Origin of the sequence: Binatus soli (SeqCode), assembly GCF_050015535.1 — a bacterium.
GTDB classification, from domain to species: Bacteria; Desulfobacterota; Binatia; order Binatales; family Binataceae; genus Binatus; species Binatus soli.
In genome coordinates, this window is the sequence record NZ_JBEKBF010000003.1 from 112,333 (window position 1) to 130,568 (window position 18,236).

Consider the following 18,236-nt stretch of genomic DNA (forward strand, 5'->3'; position numbering starts at 1 on the left):
CGTCGTGGCGGGCGAAAGTCGCTTTCGGCACGCCAACGCTGCTGATAAGATGCGTTTTTTACCATGCTTAGTCTCGACAACCTTTCCAAGTCCTACGGGGGCCGCAAGATCCTCGACGGGGTGAGCTGGTCGATGGCCGACGACGGGCGGGTGGGCCTGGTCGGGCTTAACGGCGCTGGCAAATCGACGCTGCTCAAGATGATCGCGGAAGTGATCCCGCTGGATTCGGGCCGAATCACCCGTCCCCAACGCACCCGCGTCGGATACCTGGCGCAGGACGCTCCGGAGATGGGCGGCAGGTCCGTGCTGCGCGAGACGCTGGCGGCGCTCGACAGGATGCAGGCGCTCGACCTGCGGCGCAAGGAAGTCGAGCAGATTCTCGCCCACGAACATTCCGGGCCGGCGCACGACGCCGCGCTGGAGGAATTGGGCGAGGTGCTGACCGAGCTCGAACGGCACGAGTTTTACAGCGCCGAAAGCCGCGCCACGTCGGTGCTGTTCGGGCTGGGCTTCACCGATGAAGACCTCGGCCGCGACGTCGCCGAATTTTCGGGCGGAATCCGGATGCGAATTGCGCTGGCGAAACTCCTGCTCGACGCGCCCGAGTTCATGATGCTCGACGAGCCGACCAATCACCTGGATATCGAGGCGCGCAACTGGCTCGAGGATTATCTGTGCGCGTACCAGGGCGGGATCATCCTGGTCTCGCACGATCGCTATTTTCTGGACCGCGTCACCACGCGCACCGTCGAAGTATCGCGCGGGCGGCTCACCGAATACGTCGGCGGCTACTCGCGGTATCTCGTCGCGCGCGAGGAACGCTTCGCGCTCGAGATGGCGGCGTTCGAGAAACAGCGCCTCGAAATCGAGCACATGGAGAGTTTCATCAGCCGGTTCCGCTACCAGGCGAGCAAAGCGCGTCTGGTACAAAGCCGCATCAAGCAACTCGACAAGCTCGAACGCCTCGAGCCGCCGGAAGGATCGCAGAAGCCGCCGGCGATTTCGTTTCCGAAATGCGAACGGAGTACGCGGCGGGTTTTCGAACTCAAGGGCGCGGTCAAACGCTACGGCGCGCTGACGGTTTACGACGGCGTCGATCTGACAATCGAGCGCGGCGCGCGAATCGCGCTGGTCGGTCCGAACGGATCGGGAAAATCCACCATGATGAAGCTGCTGGCGGGCGTCGAAGCGATGACCGGCGGCGAGCGAATCGTCGGCGCCAGCGTGCGGACCGGCTACTTCGCGCAGAATCTCGCCGAGTCGCTCTCATATGAAAAGACCGTGCTCGAAGAACTGAGCGACAGCGCGCACGGCCGGACGATGGCTGAGATTCGTTCGATTCTCGGCGCGCTGCTGTTCTCGGGCGACGACGTGTACAAGCGCGTCGAAGTGCTGTCGGGCGGCGAGCGCGCACGCCTGGCTCTGGCGAAGGTGTTGGCGCGGCCGAACAATTGCCTGTTGCTCGACGAGCCGACCAACAACCTCGACATCGTCGCGAAGGACACGCTGCTCGACGCGCTCAGGCGATTTCCGGGCACCGTTATAATAGTCAGCCACGATCGTTTCATTCTCAATGAGCTCGTGACCGAGGTGCTCGAAGTCGGCCAGGGCCATGCGCTTCGCTACCTCGGCAACTACGATCAATACCTCGAGAAGAAGGCGCAGACCGACGCCGCGCCACCGCCATCGTCGCAGCCGATGCGGTCCGGGCCGGTGCAATTGCGCGATACGCGCGGCAACAACGGGAATGCGTCGCGTCCGAAAAAATCGGAACCGCGCAAAGTTGCACAGCCGGCGAACGGCGGGCATCCGGCCAAAGACGATCGCGACGCGGTTCGCCGGCGGGAACGAATCGCGCGCCAGCGGAGTCAGATCGAATCCGGGATCGAACAGAGGGAAACCGAACGCGCGGCGCTCTCCACCGAGATGGACGATCCCAACTTTTATCTCGCGCGAAAAGACGCCGACGATCTGATCGCACGCTACGAACGATTGGGCCGCGAGATCGAAAAGCTGTACGCGGACCTGGTCAAGTTCGACGAAGCTGCGTCCGCGTGACTGCGCCGCGCCCGGGCAGGCGCCACCGGGAAAAGGGTTTGAGCGTCACCCGCGATGCCTGCACTGGCAAAGCGACGGGCCGCGTCACTGAGAAGACTTCTTCGCGAGCGCTTCCTTGGCGAGTTCGCTGGCGGTTTTGCCGTCAAGGCCGGCGCCGAACTTGTCGCGCAGCGCCTTCATGATCGGGCCTATCTGCGCTGCGCCCGCCGCAATTGCAGCCGCAATTTCCGCGCGCACTTCATCGGGCGAGGCCGCGGCGGGCAAGTATGACTCGAGGACTTTGGCCTCGGTCTCGTTCTGTTCGATCAGGTCCTGGCGGGCCGCTTTGCGCGCAAATTCCAGCGATTCTTCGCGCTTGGCCCGCTCGCGCTTGATTATTTGCAGGATCTCGGCGTCGTTGGGGTCGCGGCGAACGTCTTTTTCGAGACGCGAAATCTCGGACAACACGCCGCGCAGCGCCATCATGCGCAGCTTGTCGCCGCTCTTCATCGCGGCCTTGAGATCGTCCTGAATCTTGCTCTTCATTTTTTCAGTGACGCGGACCTACTTCGCGTCAGGGCCAAGAAAACCCAACGCGGCCAGCGTGAGCGCGATTCCTGTTCGCGCAATCAGTGACAGCGTGGGCACGATTCCTATTCGCGCAAATAGCAATAGCATCTCGGATTAGCTACTTCGCCCCAATAGCTACTTGTGCGCGGCCGCCGCGCCCTTGGTCTCGACATCTTGCCATTTCGGAGCTTCGACTTCGGTCCATTTGCTGCCGTCGAGACGGTAGTTGAATACCAATACCTTTTGCTTGCCGGTCGGCCTGCCTTTGCCCTCGCCGGTCTTGGACGGCGTGTACTCGGACGCCTGCAGCTTCGCGAGCACGGTCCACTTTCCTTCCTTCATCGTGGGCAGATACGTGAACTTTGCGTGCTCGAGATCGACGTAGAGCTTGCCCGACGCCTTCTTCTCGCTCTCGTCACTCAGATAGGTATCGGATTCGCTTGCGATGGTGTCGCTCAGCGCCTGTTGCTGCGCCTTGGGAATGGGATTCCCCTTGCCGGTGCCGGCAGCACTCGGACCAGCAGCACTCGAACCGGCAGCGCCGCTGTTCTTGTAAAGATCCTTCTTGACCTCGATCGCGCGTGCGCTGTTGGGCGCAAGAATCGCCGCGACAATCAGCCCCGCCACCACCAGAGTAGTACACGGTTTCGCAGCCATCTTTCCTACCCTCCTCGGATTGGGCTTATATCACGGCTTCTCCGGATAAGCACGAGTGCGACGACGAGCGCATGGCGATTGCAGACCCGCAAGTCGACGGCGGGAATCTCAGTGGGTAGCGTTTGCCTCGACCAAAGCAAAGCGTATCGGCACCAGGACCCAGCTTTCGACGGCAAGTCCGCCGTAGCGGGCCGGCACAAAGCGCCATCGCGACCGAACTGTTTCCAGCGCAGCGTCGTCGAGCGTGTCGAACCCCGACGAATCCGCAACTTCGGCGCGCTCTACGGAACCGTCAGCGCCGACCAGCACGCTGACCGTCACGGTGCCCTGCTGCGCGCGTCGCCGCGCGATGGCAGGGTAAGCGGGGGAAGGATTTCTCGCGTAGTCGGCGTGGGCGATCGAATTCGGATCGCCACCGTCGCCGTTGCCGCCGCCGTCGGAGTTGCCGACGCCTGCCACCGCCCCATCGCTTGATCCCGCGGTGGCGCCGACAGCGGCGGCGCCAGAAACGGCCGCCGAATGGAGACCAGCCGCGTCACCCGATGAACCATCACGATTGCGCGGACGGTCGTCATGCTCTGGATCGACCGGTCGCGCGGGCGCGACCAAGCGGGCCCGCGTCAGACTGGCGACTTCGGAATCCGGTTCTTCGATTCGGCGACGCGGCTTCCGAGCAGCGTGTATCGTCGCATCCGCCAGCTTTCGCTTTCGCTGATCAACAGAAACAGATTTAGCAATCGCGAGCGGCCCGCCGTCCTCACGAATCGACGAGGCCCCGGACGCTCCAGCGCTCGCGCCGCCGCGTCCCGACGCGCCGTCTGTCCCCTCGACGAGATAGGCGAGAACGAAATCGCCAGGGCCGCTGGCCATCGGCGACGCAAAACACACGATCAATCCGACAATCGCCGCGTGAGCCGCTATCGAAGCTGCAAACGATGCCACATGACGACTCGGGCGCGGCCCGGGCGGATCGTGGAAAAATTCAGGAATCGCGCCCACGCCGGCCGCGTTGGGTTTTCTTCGCCGTGGCGCGAAGCAAATCCGCGGCACAGAAACTTCCTCTTTATGCTGTCCGTCGAACATCGTTTCGTTGCCCGGCCGAGGCTTCGCGGATGGAAGATGGAAGTGGCCAGGAGCGACAAACGACTACGCGGCAGTACGCCGCCGGCAGTAGTCACTGAAAAGACTCCTGAAGCCTCCCTCTCCCGCGAAGGTTCTCTCGGCTCCATCGATTCACCCGGTCGCCTGACTCGACGAGCGCCGCGATTTTTTTTCAGCGACGCGAACTAACTTAGTGACATGACCAACAAAACCCAACGCGGCCCGCGGCGTGGGCGCGATTCTTTTTTCAGCGACGCTCAACTTACAGTTGCGGGGCAGCGCCGGTCTCTCACCGGCTTCCCCGGGCAAATCTCAATGAACACTACGCGCCTTGAGCGGCAAGTCAACCGTTGCAATTCATACTGCCGGTTGTGGTCCAGCGGAGGCTGTGCCCCCATCGGTAGTTTCGTTCCGTCAAAATTTATTTTCGTCAAGCAAATCTCGCTCGGGGCTGAGCAACCGCCGTGATGATGGATTTGCGTCCGATGGTTCCGAACGATTGCGTGCGGCGCGCGAGTGCTCGAGTAAATAGAGCGCGCGGTACAGGTTGCGCTTTACGAGTCGTTCGTAGCGGACGATTTTATCCACGTCCGAATAGCTCGGCAGGACAAAGGCGTCGAGTCCGCTGCGCCGCAGCTTGCGAGCAGTGCGCCGACGGACGCCGAAGTTGTCATAACCCATCGAGGCGAGGAGAGCATCGCTGGGCGTCTCAGTAGAGTTCTGGCGGCGGTCAGCATCCTCATCGACCCACGATTCGCGGCATTCGTAGCGCAGCAATCGGCGGATCCGCCAGCAGGATGCGGCAACCTCGTCGATCAGGATGCGCTCGCGGACGGACTGCGGCTGGAACTCTTCGAGCAAAGCGTCGAGGAGCGAATTGAATTCCTCGGCGCGAACGGGGCCGTCGAGCTCGGGGTTGACGACGTCGCACGCGAAGAAACCGTGCTTGAGGGCGTTGAGGCGCGCAACCGCCTTGCCCTCGGGTGTGCGCGGCCCGGTACATTTCTTCGCGTTGGCACGGCGCGCCGCAAGCTTGCGCGGCGAAAGCGCGGGCAGTCCGCTTTCGGGCGAGTCGGGCGAGTGTGGGGTATCCCGACTGTTGTCCATACCGATCGCGTAGCATGCCGGGCGCGACGCAGTAAGGCTGAACAGTTCATCCCGCAGGGCTGAGCCCTGCACCCAGTATTAAGGCCGCGCTCCGTTGTCGCGCGCGGCCACTGCCGCGGGCGCGCTGTGTTTCCCTTTCTTAATACTGGCCTCCCGTGCCAATGGGTCGGCCGCGCCGTTTGACAGTTTTCAGGCAATCGCGAAAGATTCAGATTGGGAGAAAGTCGCCGTCAGTCCATCCCCCCGTGTAATCGCGACGGGAGCGATCCGACCAGCGGCTACCAAGGAGAAAGGCTTATGAAATTTACCTGGTTCCATCTGATGCCGTATCGGTTCCTGCCTGAAGACTTCAAGGAAAAGTATCACAGCGTTTGGGTCGATATCCCGCGCGACTTGTACGATCCGAAAGTCGGGCATCGGCTCTACAATGACTACCTCGATCAGCTCGAATACGCCGACGCGATGGGCTTCGACGGGCTGGGCGTCAACGAGCATCATCAGAACGCGTACGGCCTGATGCCGTCGCCCAATATCATGGCGGCCGCGCTCAGCCGGCGCACGCGCAACGCCAGCCTAGTCGTGCTCGGCAACTCGATCGCGCTCTACAATCCGCCGATTCGGGTCGCCGAGGAATTCGCGATGCTCGACGTGATCTCGGGCGGGCGGCTGGTCGCGGGATTCCCGGTCGGCACCTCGATGGATACCAACTTCTGTTACGGCGAGATCCCGGCCACGATTCGCGAGAAGTACTACGAGGCCCACGACCTGATAATCAAGGCGTGGACCGCGAAGGATGTCTTCTCGTTCAACGGCAAGTATACCAAGCTGCGCTACGTCAACCTGTGGCCAAGACCGCTCCAGCAGCCGCATCCTCCCGTCTGGATTCCGGGGGGAGGCTCGGTCGAGACCTACGACTTCTGCGCCGACCACGACTATCAGTACAGCTTCCTTTCGTTCTTCGGGTACATCGCGGGCAAGAAGATCGCCGACGGCTACTGGGAAGTGATGGCGAAGAAGAACAAGGAGTTGAATCCATACAGCCTCGGGTTCGCGCAGGTCGTCGCGGTTGCGGAGACCGACGAGCAGGCGGAGAAGGACTACGCCGCGCATATGGATTACTTCTACAACCGCTGCCTGCACGTCTATAACGGCTTCGCCGACGCTCCCGGCTATCGCACGGTGAAGACGATCAAGGCCGGAATGCTCGGCCAGGTCGGCGAGCAGGCAGCAATCCGGCGTGAAGGTCTCAAGTGGAAGGACTTCATCGAGCAGGGCTACGTGATTGCGGGCTCGCCCAAGACGGTGCGCGAGCGTCTGCGCGAGGCGATGAAGTCGCTCAACTGCGGGCATCTGATGATCCTGATGCAAATCGGCTCGATGCCTCCGGAACTGGTGCGCAAGAGCACCACCCTGTTCGCCACCGAGGTCATGCCGTACATGCGCGATCTGTGGACCGACTTCGAGGACAAATGGTCGCCCAAGCGGATGCCGCAAGATGATATCGCGATGCCGGCCGCCGTGCATTTCCAGAAGACCGAAGTCAACGGCAAGGCGCGCGCGGCAGCGCCGGGTGCGGCGGAGGTGCGTGGCGCGAAATGAACACGACTCAGAAACTTCTAAACGGAAAGTTCTCGCTCGAGATGCAGGTTTATGGGAGCGGCGAGCCGCTTCTGTACCTGCACGGCGCGGGTGGACTGATGCCCGTCGAGCCGTTTCTTGAAGATCTCGGGGCGCACTTCAAAGTCTATGCGCCGCAATTCCCCGGCTACGGCGAATCCACGGGCAGCGAGCATATCGACGACGTAGCAGACGCGGTGCTGTTCTATCATGAGTTGATGGACGAACTCGGCATCCCGACCGCCAACCTCGTCGGCCATTCGATGGGCGGGATGATTGCGGCTGAGGTCGCGGCGTTCGACGTGCATCGGGCCCGCAAGCTTGTGCTGATAGCGCCGGCCGGTTTCTGGATCGACGAAGTGCCGATACCCGACTTCTTCGCCGCACAGCTTACCGAGATTGCGGGGCTGCTGTTCCACGATCCCAATTCGCCGGCGGCGCAAATGATGACCGCGATACCGTCGGACTTCAAAGCGCTGGAAACGATGTACGTCGAGCGCGTGAAGCGGCTTGCGACGGCCAGCAAATTTCTGTGGCCGATCCCCGACCGAGGCCTCAAGAAGCGCGCCTATCGCATTGCGGCGCCAACCCTGCTCTTGTGGGGCGACGACGACAAGCTGATCCCGCCGGCCTATGCGAAGGAATTCACCAGCCGCATCAAAAACAGCAAGCTCGAGATAATCAAGAATGCAGGCCACATGGTGATGTACGAGCAGCAGGAGGCGCTCGTGGGCGCCATCCGAAAATTCCTGAAGGGTTGACCGCGCATGGCAAATGAAATGTCGGATTCCGCGCGCGCGCCGCGTGGATGGTTCCTCACTGCGATGACAGTGCTGTTTGTCGTCCTCGCACTCTCCGATTTCACCAAGGCGCTCCAGTTCGCCAACAACCCGGCGGTAGGCGGCTTGGTGGTCTTCGGTCACAAGTTCCATGGCGTCGCGCACAACCTCGTGCTCGGTCCGCTGTTCGGCGTCGTATTGCTCATCTACGCCCACGGCATCTGGAACTTGCGAGCGTGGGTGATCCCGCTTTCGATCGTCTATGCGTTTTACGTGCCCTACAACCTGGTGCTGTTCTGGTACCAGCAACCAGAGGGGCCGCGCCCGATTCCGTTCATCGTGATCTATCTGGCAATCGCGCTGACCGGTTCGATCGGCACCGCGATCTATCTCGCCTATCATCGCGAGCGGCTCGGCTGAGCGTCGCGCGAATGAACGCAATTAATTTTTTTGGAGTTGACTGCGACAGCGCACAGTTTTAAATTGCAACTATGAAAATTTACGATTTTACCGGAGCTCCGAATCCACGCCGCGTGCGCGTCTTTCTCGCGGAAAAAGGCATCAACGTTCCTTACGAGCAGGTCAATATTGCTGCCGGCGAAAATCGCAAGCCCGAGTTCCTGAAAATTAATCCGATGGGCGGGCTGCCGGTGCTCGAACTTGACGACGGCACTCACATCGCGGAGTCGGTCGCGATTTGCCGCTACTTCGAGGAGACCAAGCCGGAGCCGCGCCTGATGGGCGTGGACGCAAAGGACAAGGCCGTGGTCGAGATGTGGAACCGGCGGATGGAGTTCGAGGTATTGTGGATGACGGCGAGCGCGTTCCGCAACACCAGCGATTTCTTCAAGGGACGCATCCCGCAAGTCAAGGAATACGGCGAGGTCTGTCGAAGCGCGGCAGTCAAACGCCTGGAATGGCTCGACACGGTGCTCGCCGATCGCGAATTCATCGCGGGACCGCGCTACACGATTGCGGATATCACGGCGATGATCGGAATCGATTTCGGCCGGCTGACCGGAATCAAGGTCCAGGAGAATCAGAAGAACCTCGGGCGATGGCATCAGGCGGTATCGAGCCGTCCCAGCGCCAAGGCATAGGGCAGATTCGTCCAATCGAAGCATGACAGAAGATTGGGGCGGTTCGCGTTTCAGCGACGCGGACTAGCATAGTGACATGACCAGTAAAACCCAACGCGGCCCGCGGCGTGGGCGCGGTTCGCATGGAACGGACCGCCCCGTTTTTTTTCAGCGCGAGGCGGACTGGGCGACAGCGGCCGCCGTCGGCGGATATATCGGCGTGTAGATCCGGTACAGCATCAGGTAAACAATCACTCCGGTCAGCGACACGTACATCCACAGCGGCCAGGTCCATCGCGCGATTCGCCGATGGCGCTTGAAATTGCCGCGGAGCGCGAACCAAATCGTCGCGAATACAAGCGGCACGATGGCACCCGCCAGGATTACGTGCGGAATCAGAATCGCGAAGTACAGCGACCGAACCCATCCTTCGCCGCTGAAGCGCACGTTTCCAACATTGTAGTGATAGATGAGATATGAGGTCAGGAAAGCCGCGGAAAAACCCATCGCGGCGAGCATGCATACGCGATGCGCTCGCACCCACCCGTTCTTGATGAAGACGAATCCCGCCAGCAGCAGAACCGTGGCGCATCCATTGAGGAACGCGTTGAGCGGCGCCAGTGAATAGTAGGAAGCCAATCAGGTTGCCAAGTTTTTCACTGTTTCAATGCTGCGGGACTTGCTGGGGCGGCGGCGCGACCGGATTTTCTTCCATCTCGGCCGGATTCTTCTCCCCGATCTTGTGGTAGGTCTTCGTCCACATCCGCGTCGTCACATCGGGCAGCAGCATGAAGCACAGAAAAGTGACCAGCACTACCGGAACTATCGCGATGAGCGCCAGCGCCTTTTTTTCCATCGCCAGATGCATGAAGTACATCGCCACCAGCACGGCGTTTGCGAACGCCAGCCCGATCAGCAGGCCGACTTTGACGGCTTGCGGCAGACCCATCGCATACACGCCGAGCTCGATCGCGGTCAAAATCGCCAGGTAGATAAAAACCGCAATGTAGTTCGGCCCGCTATGATCGGCCTCGTACCCTGAAATCGCCGCTTGCGTCGTCATGGCTTGAATTTCATCTCCGGACCGTTGTCGTTGGAAAACCGGCGTCCTAAATCAGGTAGATGAACGTGAAGATCAGAATCCAGACCAGGCCAACGAATTGCCAGTACAGGCCCGCGACCTCGACCAGACCGGCTTTCGCCTGCGGTATCTTGCCCATCATTGCGCGAATCAGCAGCACGCCGTTGTACATCACGCCGCCGAAAACGTGACAGCCGTGAAAGCCGGTCAGGATGAAGAAGGTCGCGTCAAACAGGTCGCGCTGGACCGACATCCCTTTTTCGGCGATCAAACGATGCCACTCAAACGCCTGCATCCCAAGGAACAGGAGCCCGCCGAGGACGGTCAGCGCCATGAACATTTGGAACTTCGACTGCTTGCCGTGTTGAACGCCGTCCAGCGCCTCGACCATCGTGAAGCTCGAGCAGATCAAGATGAACGTCATCACCGCCGGGGTGGTGATGCCGAGGTAGTCGGCAGGCACCGGCCAGTTCGGATTGTTGATGCGAAGCGCACCGTAGGCTGCGATTGCGGCGCCGAAAATCATTGCGTCGCCGGCCAGGAACGTCCACATCCCGAGCTTGCCGAGATTTCCCGGCGTAAGTGACGGTTCCAACCGATCGGCGTGTGCCGCAGAGTGATCGTGGGTCACTACTGTCACGCCGGGCGCCATATCAATGTTTGACCAGAATCGTCACGACCGAGACCGTTACCAGCAGGACTATCACGCCGAGCAGTATCTTGAGCGTCCGCCAGATTTCCTCTTTGCGCTCCTCACGTTTCACCAGGCCGGTCATGCCGGTACTCACGCGCGATCCAGCACGAGCACCAGCAACACGATGGGTAAATAAATCAGCGACGCGAGCAACAACCGGCGCGCGGCCCGCGAATTACCGGGCGAACGGACCATCGCAAATCCAAACATCAACATGCCGAGGCCAAGCGCGGTTGCAATTACCATGTAAGGGATTCCAGCGAAGCCAAGCATCGTCGGGACGATTCCCACCGCGACGAGTCCGAGGCTTGCCGCAATTACGAGCGGATTCGAGGGATTTCCGCCGCGCGCAGTATCTTGCGGAAGCAGCCGGATGCCGGCGCGTGCGTAGTCGGCGCGGAAGAGTCGCGCGACGGCAAACGTATGCGGCAGTTGCCACAGGAACATGATCGCGAACAGCACCATCGGCTCCAACCCGAGGCCGCCGCGCGCCGCGACCCATCCCGCCACTGGAGGGAGAGCACCGGGAACCGCGCCGATGATGTTGCACATCCAGGTATATCGCTTCAGCGGAGTGTACACGCCGAGATAAATGATCGTGATTGCGGCGACCACCCCAGCGCAGAGCAGGTTCGTCGCGAGCATCAGGTAAACGAAGCCGGCGGCCGTCGCGCTCACGCCGAACACCAGCGCCTCGGCCGGGCGCATCCTCATGTCGGGCAGCGGACGATGGCGCGTGCGATCCATCATCGCGTCGGTGTCGCGCTCGACGTACTGATTGAGCGCGAGCGTCCCGCCGGCCGCCAACGCCGTACCCGCCAGCAGATTCAGCGCGAGCGCAACATCGAATCCCGTGTGCCCACCCAGATAGAAACCGGCCAGCGTCGTGACCAGCACCATCAGAACCACGCGCGGCTTGGTCAGCTCGAAATAATCGCTGACGCGTCCGCGCGGCAGCGTAAGCGCAGATTCAGCGGTCGCCACTTTGGCATTCACGCGGTCACCTGCCGTTCGACTACGCTCGAACCCGCATGCGACTCGATCGCATGGGCGCGCGGCGGCGCTCCGAGGATGCGATATGCACGAAGCGTCAGCGTCAGGCCGGTCGCCAGAACCGCGGCGCCGACCGCGACGTGGCTGGTCGTCGGGAGCACCGCGCGGTCGCTCCAGATCGTGATCGCACCGAGACAAATCTGGATAACCAGCAGCAGGAACAAGCCGAGCGCGGGGCGGCGAAGCGCGGCAACCTGACGATGCGTCCGCAGCACGCGCGCGACCGTCCACAAAACCATCGCGGCAACAACCACCGCACCGCATCGATGCGCAAAATTAATTGCGATGTACTCGTCCCAGTACGGCGGCGCCAAATGGCCGAACGAAAGCGGGAAATCGGGGATTACCAGCCCGGCGCTCATGTGACGCATCACCGCGCCGATCAGAATTTGCAGGTAAATGACGGCGGTCATCGCGGCGGCAAGTTTAGGCAGTGGGATTGGTGACGGCGGATCATCGACGTGCGGGGTCGCGCTCCAGCGCGGATTGGTGAAAATAGCGATCGAGACCATCAAACACAACAGGGCCTGAGCCGTAGCGGCGTGCGCAACCGCGATCGCCAGCGGCAACTCGAACAGCACCGTGATTCCGCCGAGGACGGCCTGCACGACGATCAGTCCGAACGCCAGCACGACAAGTTTGCGGACCCATCGCCGCGGCTCTGTGCGCCATGCCCACGCCATCAGCACCAGCGTAAGAACGACGACTGTTCCGGCAGCCAGGCGATGGCCAAATTCGAAACGGATGCCGCCCTCCCACGCCGGGATGAGTTTGCCGAACGCCAGCGGCCAGTCCGGAACGGCAAGCGCGGAACCGGTCGAGGTGACAAGTCCGCCGACGAAAATGAGGCAAAAAGTGGCGCCCGCGGTCAACACCGCAAAGCGATGCAGTCCACGCGTCTTCTCAACCCCAGCTGATGACTGATTCATTGGCTGTTAGCGCGACCGCCTAATCCGGCGCGGCCGGCGAGTGTTCGATCGACTGCGATTGCGGCAGAAAATCCTCCGCAACCTCAGGCGAGCTATACTCGTACGGTCCACGGTAAACGATCGGCACCGTCCCGCGCCAGTTGCCCTGCGGCGGCGGCGAAGGCGTCGTCCACTCCAGAGTATTCGCATGCCACGGATTGTCGATGGCTTTGGCGCCCCTGAAACAGCTCCAGACGATGTTCGCCAGGAACAGGAACTGCGCGGCGCCGAGCACAAAAGAGCTTATCGAAATAAATTCGTTTATTGGAATGATCGGCGTCAAAAAATCGTACTGCTGCGGATTGTAAATCCGGCGCATGTGGCCCGCCATCCCGAGGATGTACATCGGGAAGAAGGTGCAATTGAACGACACGAAGGTGATCCAGAAGTGAATCTTGCCCAGCGTCTCGTTCATCATGCGGCCGAACATCTTGGGATACCAATAGGTAATTCCCGCGAAGATCCCGAACAGGCTGCCGCCGAATAGTACGTAGTGAATATGCGCGACGACGAAGTAAGAATCGTGGAGGTACATGTCCACCGGCGCGGACGCCATCCAGATTCCCGACATTCCGCCGATCACGAACATCGCGACGAACGCCAGCGCGTTCATCATCGCGGCCGTGTAATGGACGTTGCCCTTGTAGAGCGTGCCGAGCCAGACGAAAGTCTCAATCGCCGCCGGCACTGCGACGATCATCGTCGTGATCATGAAAGCGGCGCCGAGCGCCGGATTCATCCCCGACACGAACATGTGCTGGCCCCACTCGATCCACGACAGGAACGCGATCGCGACCATCGCATACGCCATCGTGCGGTATCCGAATATCGGCTTGCGCGAAAACGTCGCGATGATGTCGGAGACGATCCCCATCGCGGGCAGGATCATGACGTAAATCTCAGGCTGGCCGAAGAACCAGAACAGATGCTGCCACAGCAGCGGCTCGCCGCCGCCCGAGGGCAGAAAGAAATGCGTGCCGCCCATGCGATCGAACAGCAGGAGCGCGAGCGCCGTGGTCAGCATCGGAAGCGCGAGCAGCATCAGAATCGCGGTGATGAACAGCGACCAGATCGCCAGCGGCAGGCGGAAGAAGTACATCCCCCTGGTGCGCATGTTGACGATCGTGGCGATGTAGTTGATCGAGCCCATCAGCGACGACGCGCCGAGCACGATGATGCTGATGCACCATAAGTTCTGGCCCCAATCGACGCCGGTGTAGATTGCGACTGCGCTCAGCGGCGCGTACGAGGTCCATCCCGCGGCCGCAGGACCGCCGGTTACGAAGAACGAGGAAAGCATGATTACGCCGGCGACCGCGCCGACCCAGAACGACAGCATGTTCAGCTTTGGGAACGCCATCTCGCGCGCGCCGATCATCAGCGGGATGAGGAAGTTGCCGAAACATCCGACCAGGATTGGTATCACCACGAAGAAGATCATGATCGTGGCGTGCATCGTGAACATCGCGTTGTAGGTGTTGGGCGGAATCGCGCCGTCGTACATGAAGGGTTCGGGCACCCAGTGAAATCCCGGGACCTGGGTTTCGGGAAACGCCAGTTCCCACCGCATCAGCATCGCCATGAGGCCGCCGATCGACATCATGAACAGCGCCATGAACAGGAACTGCTTCGCGATCATCTTGTGATCTTCGGAGAAGACATACGTGCGCCAAAAGCCGGGCGCATGATGCTCCGCGCGCGCGCCGTGCGCCGCAACCGCTGCCGTGCTGCTCATCTTGGGCTAGCTCCTTGGGGCGGCGCGGCCGGCGCGGCCGGCGCGGGCGGCGCGGGCGGGTGTGCATACTGGTCTTTGAGCCATTTGTCGAAATCCTCTTGCGACTGGACCGTCAGGCTGGCCTTCATCCCCGAATGCCCGAAGCCGCACAGCTCCGCGCACGCAATTTCGTATTGCCCGGTTTCGGTCGCCTCGAACCAGACGTGGATGACGTGGCCGGGCACCACGTCCTGCTTGAGACGCAAGTTCGGTACAAAAAAACTGTGGATGACGTCTCTCGAGGTCAGATCGATCCGCACGACTTTGTTGACCGGCACGTGCATCTCGTTCTCGATCGTGAGGTCGTGCTTGGCGCCGAATTTGCCGCCGGGCCCCGGATAAGTGAATTCCCAGTTGAACTGCTTCGCGTTCACCAAGAAGAACACCTCCCCCGGAGGCCCATGCTCCTTGATATCAGCCCACGTCGAGCGGCTCATAAACGCCAGAGCGACCAGGATCGCGGCGGTCGCCATGGTCCAGACGATCTCGAGACGGGAATTGCCTTCAATATACTGCGCCTTGCGGCCGGGCCGGGCGCGATAGCGAATCATGAAGACCAGCATCGCGATCATCACCGCGATCCAAACGACGATCACGATCCAGAAGATCAGCTCAAAGAGCCAATCGACCTGGGGACCGAAGGTCGAGATGTCGTGCGGAAAATACAAATACTCGAGCATCGAAGCGTCACCTCTGCGCTACCAATGTGTAAACTCCGGACGAGCGCTCGCGGCGCCGATCAAGGCGGCTGATGCAGCGTTGCAACGCTTTCCGATTCATGAATTGGGTGCGACTATGCCCGTCAGCGCAACGATTAGTGAAATGAAAAATCTTTGTCCACCACCGCAACGCCCGCTCAATAGCCGCCATGACGCCCACATTTCGGTAATAATTTCAAGCGCTTCGCGGTCGCAGGATCGCAAGGGCCGCGGTTTCGGTAATCAGGCATTGGCGCGAGATTGGCGGCAACAAAGGTTTGGGCTACAACGACTAGGCGACGAAGAGGAGGTCTTTATTTCTTATGCCTGATCGCGTGGCGACCCTTTCCCAAGCCTTCGAGGCGCAGGCGCAGAAGAACGGCGCGCGCGCATTCTTAAAGGACAAGCCCGGCAAAGTCTGGACGGACCACTCGTGGACCGAAATCTCCGAGGCTGCCGGAAAGCTTCGCGCCGGTCTGCCGAGCCTGGGCGTGCGCCCCGGCGATCGGGTCGCGATCCTCTCCGACAATTGCCCCGAATGGATCGTCGCCGATCAGGCCGTGCTGGGGCTCGGCGCGATCGTCGTACCGCTCTACACGACCAGCGGAGCCGAGGAGACCGCGCACGTCATCAACGACTCGGGAGCGAAAATCATCGTGGCCAAGGGGCCCGAGATGATCAAAAAAATTCTCGGCCTCGGCAGTTTGATTCCCGGCCTCACGACAATTATCGCCATGCATCGCGGCGCGGAATCCGCGCCCGCCGCCAACGGAACGCCCGCCATCGTGACGTCGGCATCGGTGAGCGGCGATGCGCCGGCGGCCATCGTCGAGGGCAGCAGCGACGACCTCGCGACGATCATCTATACGTCGGGCACCACGGGCACGCCGAAAGGCGTGATGCTCTCGCACGGCAACATCCTTGCCAACTGCGAGGACTCGCTCGCCGCACTCACGCTCAACCACACCGACATGACGCTGTCGCATCTGCCGATCGCGCACTCGTTCGAACGGACGGCGGGTTACTACACCGTGGCGCTGGCGGGAGGGACGATCGCGTTTGCCGAGAGTCTCGGGCAGATCGCAGCGAACCTGACCGAGGTCGAGCCGACCGTGGTGCTGACGGTGCCGCGCCTGCTCGAAGTGATACACGGCCGCGTGATGCGCACGGTGGAGGCCTCGGCTCCGATGCGCCAGCGACTGTTCAAAATGGCGCTCGCGTCGGGCGAGCAAGCGGCTGAGTATCGGCATCGCGGTAAACCGGTACCGCCGCTGCTTGCACTCTCGACGGCGCTGTTCAGGCGGCTGGTCTTCGCGCGAGTGCGCGCGATCTTCGGAAGTCGAATGCGCTACCTGATTTCCGGCGGCGCACCGCTGCCGACCGAGATCAACCGGTTCCTGTCCGCCGCCGAAATTCCAATCGTCGAAGGATACGGCCTGACCGAGGCGGCGCCCGTCGTTGCGTGCAATCTGCACGGCAAGACCCGAATCGGCACGGTGGGACGGCCTTTGGCGCAGGTCCAGACCGCAACCGCCGCCGACGGCGAGTTGCTTGTGCGCGGGCCGAGCATCATGAAGGGTTACTACAAGCTCGAGGCCGAAACCAAGGAAGCGATCGACGAACAAGGATGGCTCCATACCGGCGACATCGCGAAGATCGACGCCGAGGGTTACATCTCGATCACCGACCGCAAAAAAGAGATCATCGTGCTGTCGGGCGGCAAGAACGTCTCACCCGCCTACGTCGAGAGCAAGCTCGTCGCCGACAAATTCATCTCACAAGCCTGCGTGGTCGGCGACCGCCGCAAGCATCTCGCCGCGCTGATAGTGCCGGACTACGAAAATCTGGCGGAGTTTCTCGCCGACAACAATCTCGATCCGAAGAACGCAGACGCGCTGGCGAAGTCACCGGCGTTGAAGACGCTCCTGCAAGGGCGAATTCGCGGAATCAACAAGCAAATGTCGGACGTGGAAGCGATCGTCGGGTTCACGATCATCCCGCAGCCGTTCACACAGGAAAGCGGCGAGCTCACGCCGTCGCTCAAGGTGCGCCGCAAAGTCGTTCAGGCGCACTTCAAGGAACAGATCGACGCGATGTTCGGTGATTGATAATCCGCAATTCGAGATCTCAGGGGCAAATGTGCTGAAGTTCAGACTCTGGTTTGGCGCATTCTTTGCGCGACTGATGCGTGCGCTGCGGCGGCGAAATATTCTCACCATTAGTGGAGCTATATGGGGCCTACTCAATATAACGACCGCGATCATCATTGTGTTCGTCCCGATGTTTCTGGAAAGCGATAAACTGCTCGAAGCGAGCAAACTTCCTAGCCGTGGCATCGTGCTAGGTTTGTCGTGGCACATCAACGTCGCAATCATCATCACCATAGCTTACGGGTACCAGTTCCTTTTCAAGACCATCGAGAACGCCCGCTCGGAGTCCGCCCGCCAACCTCATCAGCTCAAACGCAGCAAGGTCGAAAACAGAGCGATCAATCGGATCCATGATGATCTGCGCAACAATCTGCGGACCACTGGGACGCTCGCCGCGGACGACCGACTGTTGCAAGCTGTTCTGGAGGCAGCGCTGCTGACGGTGGCTGAAGAGGTCGGCGGTTACGCCGAAATGGAGAAACTCGAAGCGAATCTAATAATCCGTTCGCCCAGTGATCCGACTAAGCTGCGCGTGATTGCGCGATTCGGAAATACCCGCCGGTGCCCAATTGAATACACGATGGATCAGCGATCGTTCTGCGCCGCATTGTGGCGCGGAGATCCAACCGCGGCGGTGGCAGGAAACATCGCAGCTATTGCTCCGGACAGCGGGCGCAATGTTCCCTACAAGGACATTCTACGATTACCAGTTCTCGATTCGAGCGGAAACGTCGCCGCCGCGCTGAGCATCGACAGTACCGAGAAGTATCACTTTCCACGCCAGCAAACCGCGATTCAGAGACTAGAGTTCGAAGTGAGCCCCCACCTTGCTTTGCTCAGGATGATACTTGAACTTTAGCCATTAAGGGTT

Annotated in this window: 19 protein-coding genes and 1 riboswitch; of the genes, 7 read left to right on the top strand and 12 right to left on the bottom strand. The window is 61.0% G+C overall.

The window, feature by feature from the left end; genetic code table 11:
- Positions 1 to 63 precede the first annotated feature (63 nt).
- Complete coding sequence (locus ABR989_RS03160) at positions 64 to 2,058, top strand: ABC-F family ATP-binding cassette domain-containing protein (protein WP_428125676.1); 1,995 nt, start codon at positions 64 to 66, stop codon at positions 2,056 to 2,058.
- An 84-nt stretch (positions 2,059 to 2,142) separates the two neighbouring features.
- Here ABR989_RS03160 and ABR989_RS03165 read toward each other — a convergent pair whose 3' ends face one another.
- From ABR989_RS03165 to ABR989_RS03180, 4 genes are all read right to left on the bottom strand, one after another.
- Complete coding sequence (locus ABR989_RS03165; RefSeq protein WP_428125677.1) at positions 2,143 to 2,583, bottom strand: GatB/YqeY domain-containing protein; 441 nt, start codon at positions 2,581 to 2,583, stop codon at positions 2,143 to 2,145.
- Positions 2,584 to 2,742: 159 nt separating this feature from the next.
- Positions 2,743 to 3,264 (bottom strand): hypothetical protein, encoded by a 522-nt coding sequence (locus tag ABR989_RS03170; RefSeq protein WP_428125679.1) that lies wholly within the window; start codon positions 3,262 to 3,264, stop codon positions 2,743 to 2,745.
- Positions 3,265 to 3,372: 108 nt separating this feature from the next.
- Positions 3,373 to 4,347, bottom strand: coding sequence for an energy transducer TonB (locus ABR989_RS03175; protein ID WP_428125680.1), 975 nt, complete (start codon positions 4,345 to 4,347; stop codon positions 3,373 to 3,375).
- A 135-nt stretch (positions 4,348 to 4,482) separates the two neighbouring features.
- Positions 4,483 to 4,723: riboswitch (cobalamin riboswitch) on the bottom strand.
- A gap of 56 nt (positions 4,724 to 4,779) precedes the next feature.
- A complete protein-coding gene (locus ABR989_RS03180; protein WP_428125681.1) occupies positions 4,780 to 5,472 on the bottom strand; it encodes a hypothetical protein in 693 nt (230 codons plus the stop codon).
- Positions 5,473 to 5,769: 297 nt separating this feature from the next.
- Between ABR989_RS03180 and ABR989_RS03185 the strand changes: the two genes are divergently transcribed.
- From ABR989_RS03185 to ABR989_RS03200, 4 genes are all read left to right on the top strand, one after another.
- Positions 5,770 to 7,071, top strand: coding sequence for an LLM class flavin-dependent oxidoreductase (locus ABR989_RS03185; RefSeq protein WP_428125682.1), 1,302 nt, complete (start codon positions 5,770 to 5,772; stop codon positions 7,069 to 7,071).
- Entirely contained in the window at positions 7,068 to 7,850 is a 783-nt protein-coding gene (locus ABR989_RS03190) for an alpha/beta fold hydrolase (protein ID WP_428125683.1), read from the top strand. The genes ABR989_RS03185 and ABR989_RS03190 overlap by 4 nt, the downstream gene beginning before the upstream one ends.
- Before the next feature lie 6 nt (positions 7,851 to 7,856).
- Entirely contained in the window at positions 7,857 to 8,288 is a 432-nt protein-coding gene (locus tag ABR989_RS03195; RefSeq protein ID WP_428125684.1) for a hypothetical protein, read from the top strand.
- Positions 8,289 to 8,359: 71 nt separating this feature from the next.
- Entirely contained in the window at positions 8,360 to 8,968 is a 609-nt protein-coding gene (locus ABR989_RS03200; RefSeq protein WP_428125685.1) for a glutathione S-transferase family protein, read from the top strand.
- A gap of 147 nt (positions 8,969 to 9,115) precedes the next feature.
- Here the strand turns inward: ABR989_RS03200 and ABR989_RS03205 are convergent, their stop codons facing one another.
- Genes ABR989_RS03205 through coxB form a run of 8 tightly spaced genes read right to left on the bottom strand, consistent with a single transcriptional unit; the run spans position 9,116 to position 15,197 of the window.
- Positions 9,116 to 9,586, bottom strand: coding sequence for a DUF420 domain-containing protein (locus tag ABR989_RS03205; RefSeq protein ID WP_428125686.1), 471 nt, complete (start codon positions 9,584 to 9,586; stop codon positions 9,116 to 9,118).
- Positions 9,587 to 9,611: 25 nt separating this feature from the next.
- The gene (locus tag ABR989_RS03210; RefSeq protein ID WP_428125687.1) at positions 9,612 to 10,010 is read right to left on the bottom strand and encodes a cytochrome C oxidase subunit IV family protein; all 399 of its coding nucleotides are present in this window, start codon (positions 10,008 to 10,010) and stop codon (positions 9,612 to 9,614) included.
- Between the two features lie 46 nt (positions 10,011 to 10,056).
- Positions 10,057 to 10,623: a cytochrome c oxidase subunit 3 gene (locus tag ABR989_RS03215; RefSeq protein ID WP_428125688.1), complete on the bottom strand. Its 567-nt coding sequence runs from the start codon at positions 10,621 to 10,623 to the stop codon at positions 10,057 to 10,059.
- A 58-nt stretch (positions 10,624 to 10,681) separates the two neighbouring features.
- A complete protein-coding gene (locus ABR989_RS03220) occupies positions 10,682 to 10,816 on the bottom strand; it encodes a hypothetical protein (RefSeq protein ID WP_428125690.1) in 135 nt (44 codons plus the stop codon).
- Complete coding sequence (gene cyoE / locus ABR989_RS03225; RefSeq protein ID WP_428125691.1) at positions 10,813 to 11,706, bottom strand: heme o synthase; 894 nt, start codon at positions 11,704 to 11,706, stop codon at positions 10,813 to 10,815. The genes ABR989_RS03220 and cyoE overlap by 4 nt, the downstream gene beginning before the upstream one ends.
- 8 nt (positions 11,707 to 11,714) lie before the next feature.
- Positions 11,715 to 12,704: a COX15/CtaA family protein gene (locus ABR989_RS03230; protein WP_428125692.1), complete on the bottom strand. Its 990-nt coding sequence runs from the start codon at positions 12,702 to 12,704 to the stop codon at positions 11,715 to 11,717.
- A 19-nt stretch (positions 12,705 to 12,723) separates the two neighbouring features.
- The gene (locus tag ABR989_RS03235) at positions 12,724 to 14,478 is read right to left on the bottom strand and encodes a cytochrome c oxidase subunit I (protein WP_428125693.1); all 1,755 of its coding nucleotides are present in this window, start codon (positions 14,476 to 14,478) and stop codon (positions 12,724 to 12,726) included.
- Positions 14,475 to 15,197, bottom strand: coding sequence for a cytochrome c oxidase subunit II (gene coxB, locus ABR989_RS03240; protein ID WP_428125694.1), 723 nt, complete (start codon positions 15,195 to 15,197; stop codon positions 14,475 to 14,477). Before coxB ends, ABR989_RS03235 begins: the two co-directional genes overlap by 4 nt.
- 341 nt (positions 15,198 to 15,538) lie before the next feature.
- On the opposite strand from coxB, the gene ABR989_RS03245 reads away from it, so the two are divergent.
- Together ABR989_RS03245 and ABR989_RS03250 are read left to right on the top strand one after the other, a co-directional pair.
- Complete coding sequence (locus ABR989_RS03245) at positions 15,539 to 17,323, top strand: AMP-dependent synthetase/ligase (protein ID WP_428125695.1); 1,785 nt, start codon at positions 15,539 to 15,541, stop codon at positions 17,321 to 17,323.
- The gene (locus ABR989_RS03250; RefSeq protein ID WP_428125696.1) at positions 17,316 to 18,224 is read left to right on the top strand and encodes a hypothetical protein; all 909 of its coding nucleotides are present in this window, start codon (positions 17,316 to 17,318) and stop codon (positions 18,222 to 18,224) included. Before ABR989_RS03245 ends, ABR989_RS03250 begins: the two co-directional genes overlap by 8 nt.
- The last annotated feature ends 12 nt before the right edge of the window (positions 18,225 to 18,236 follow it).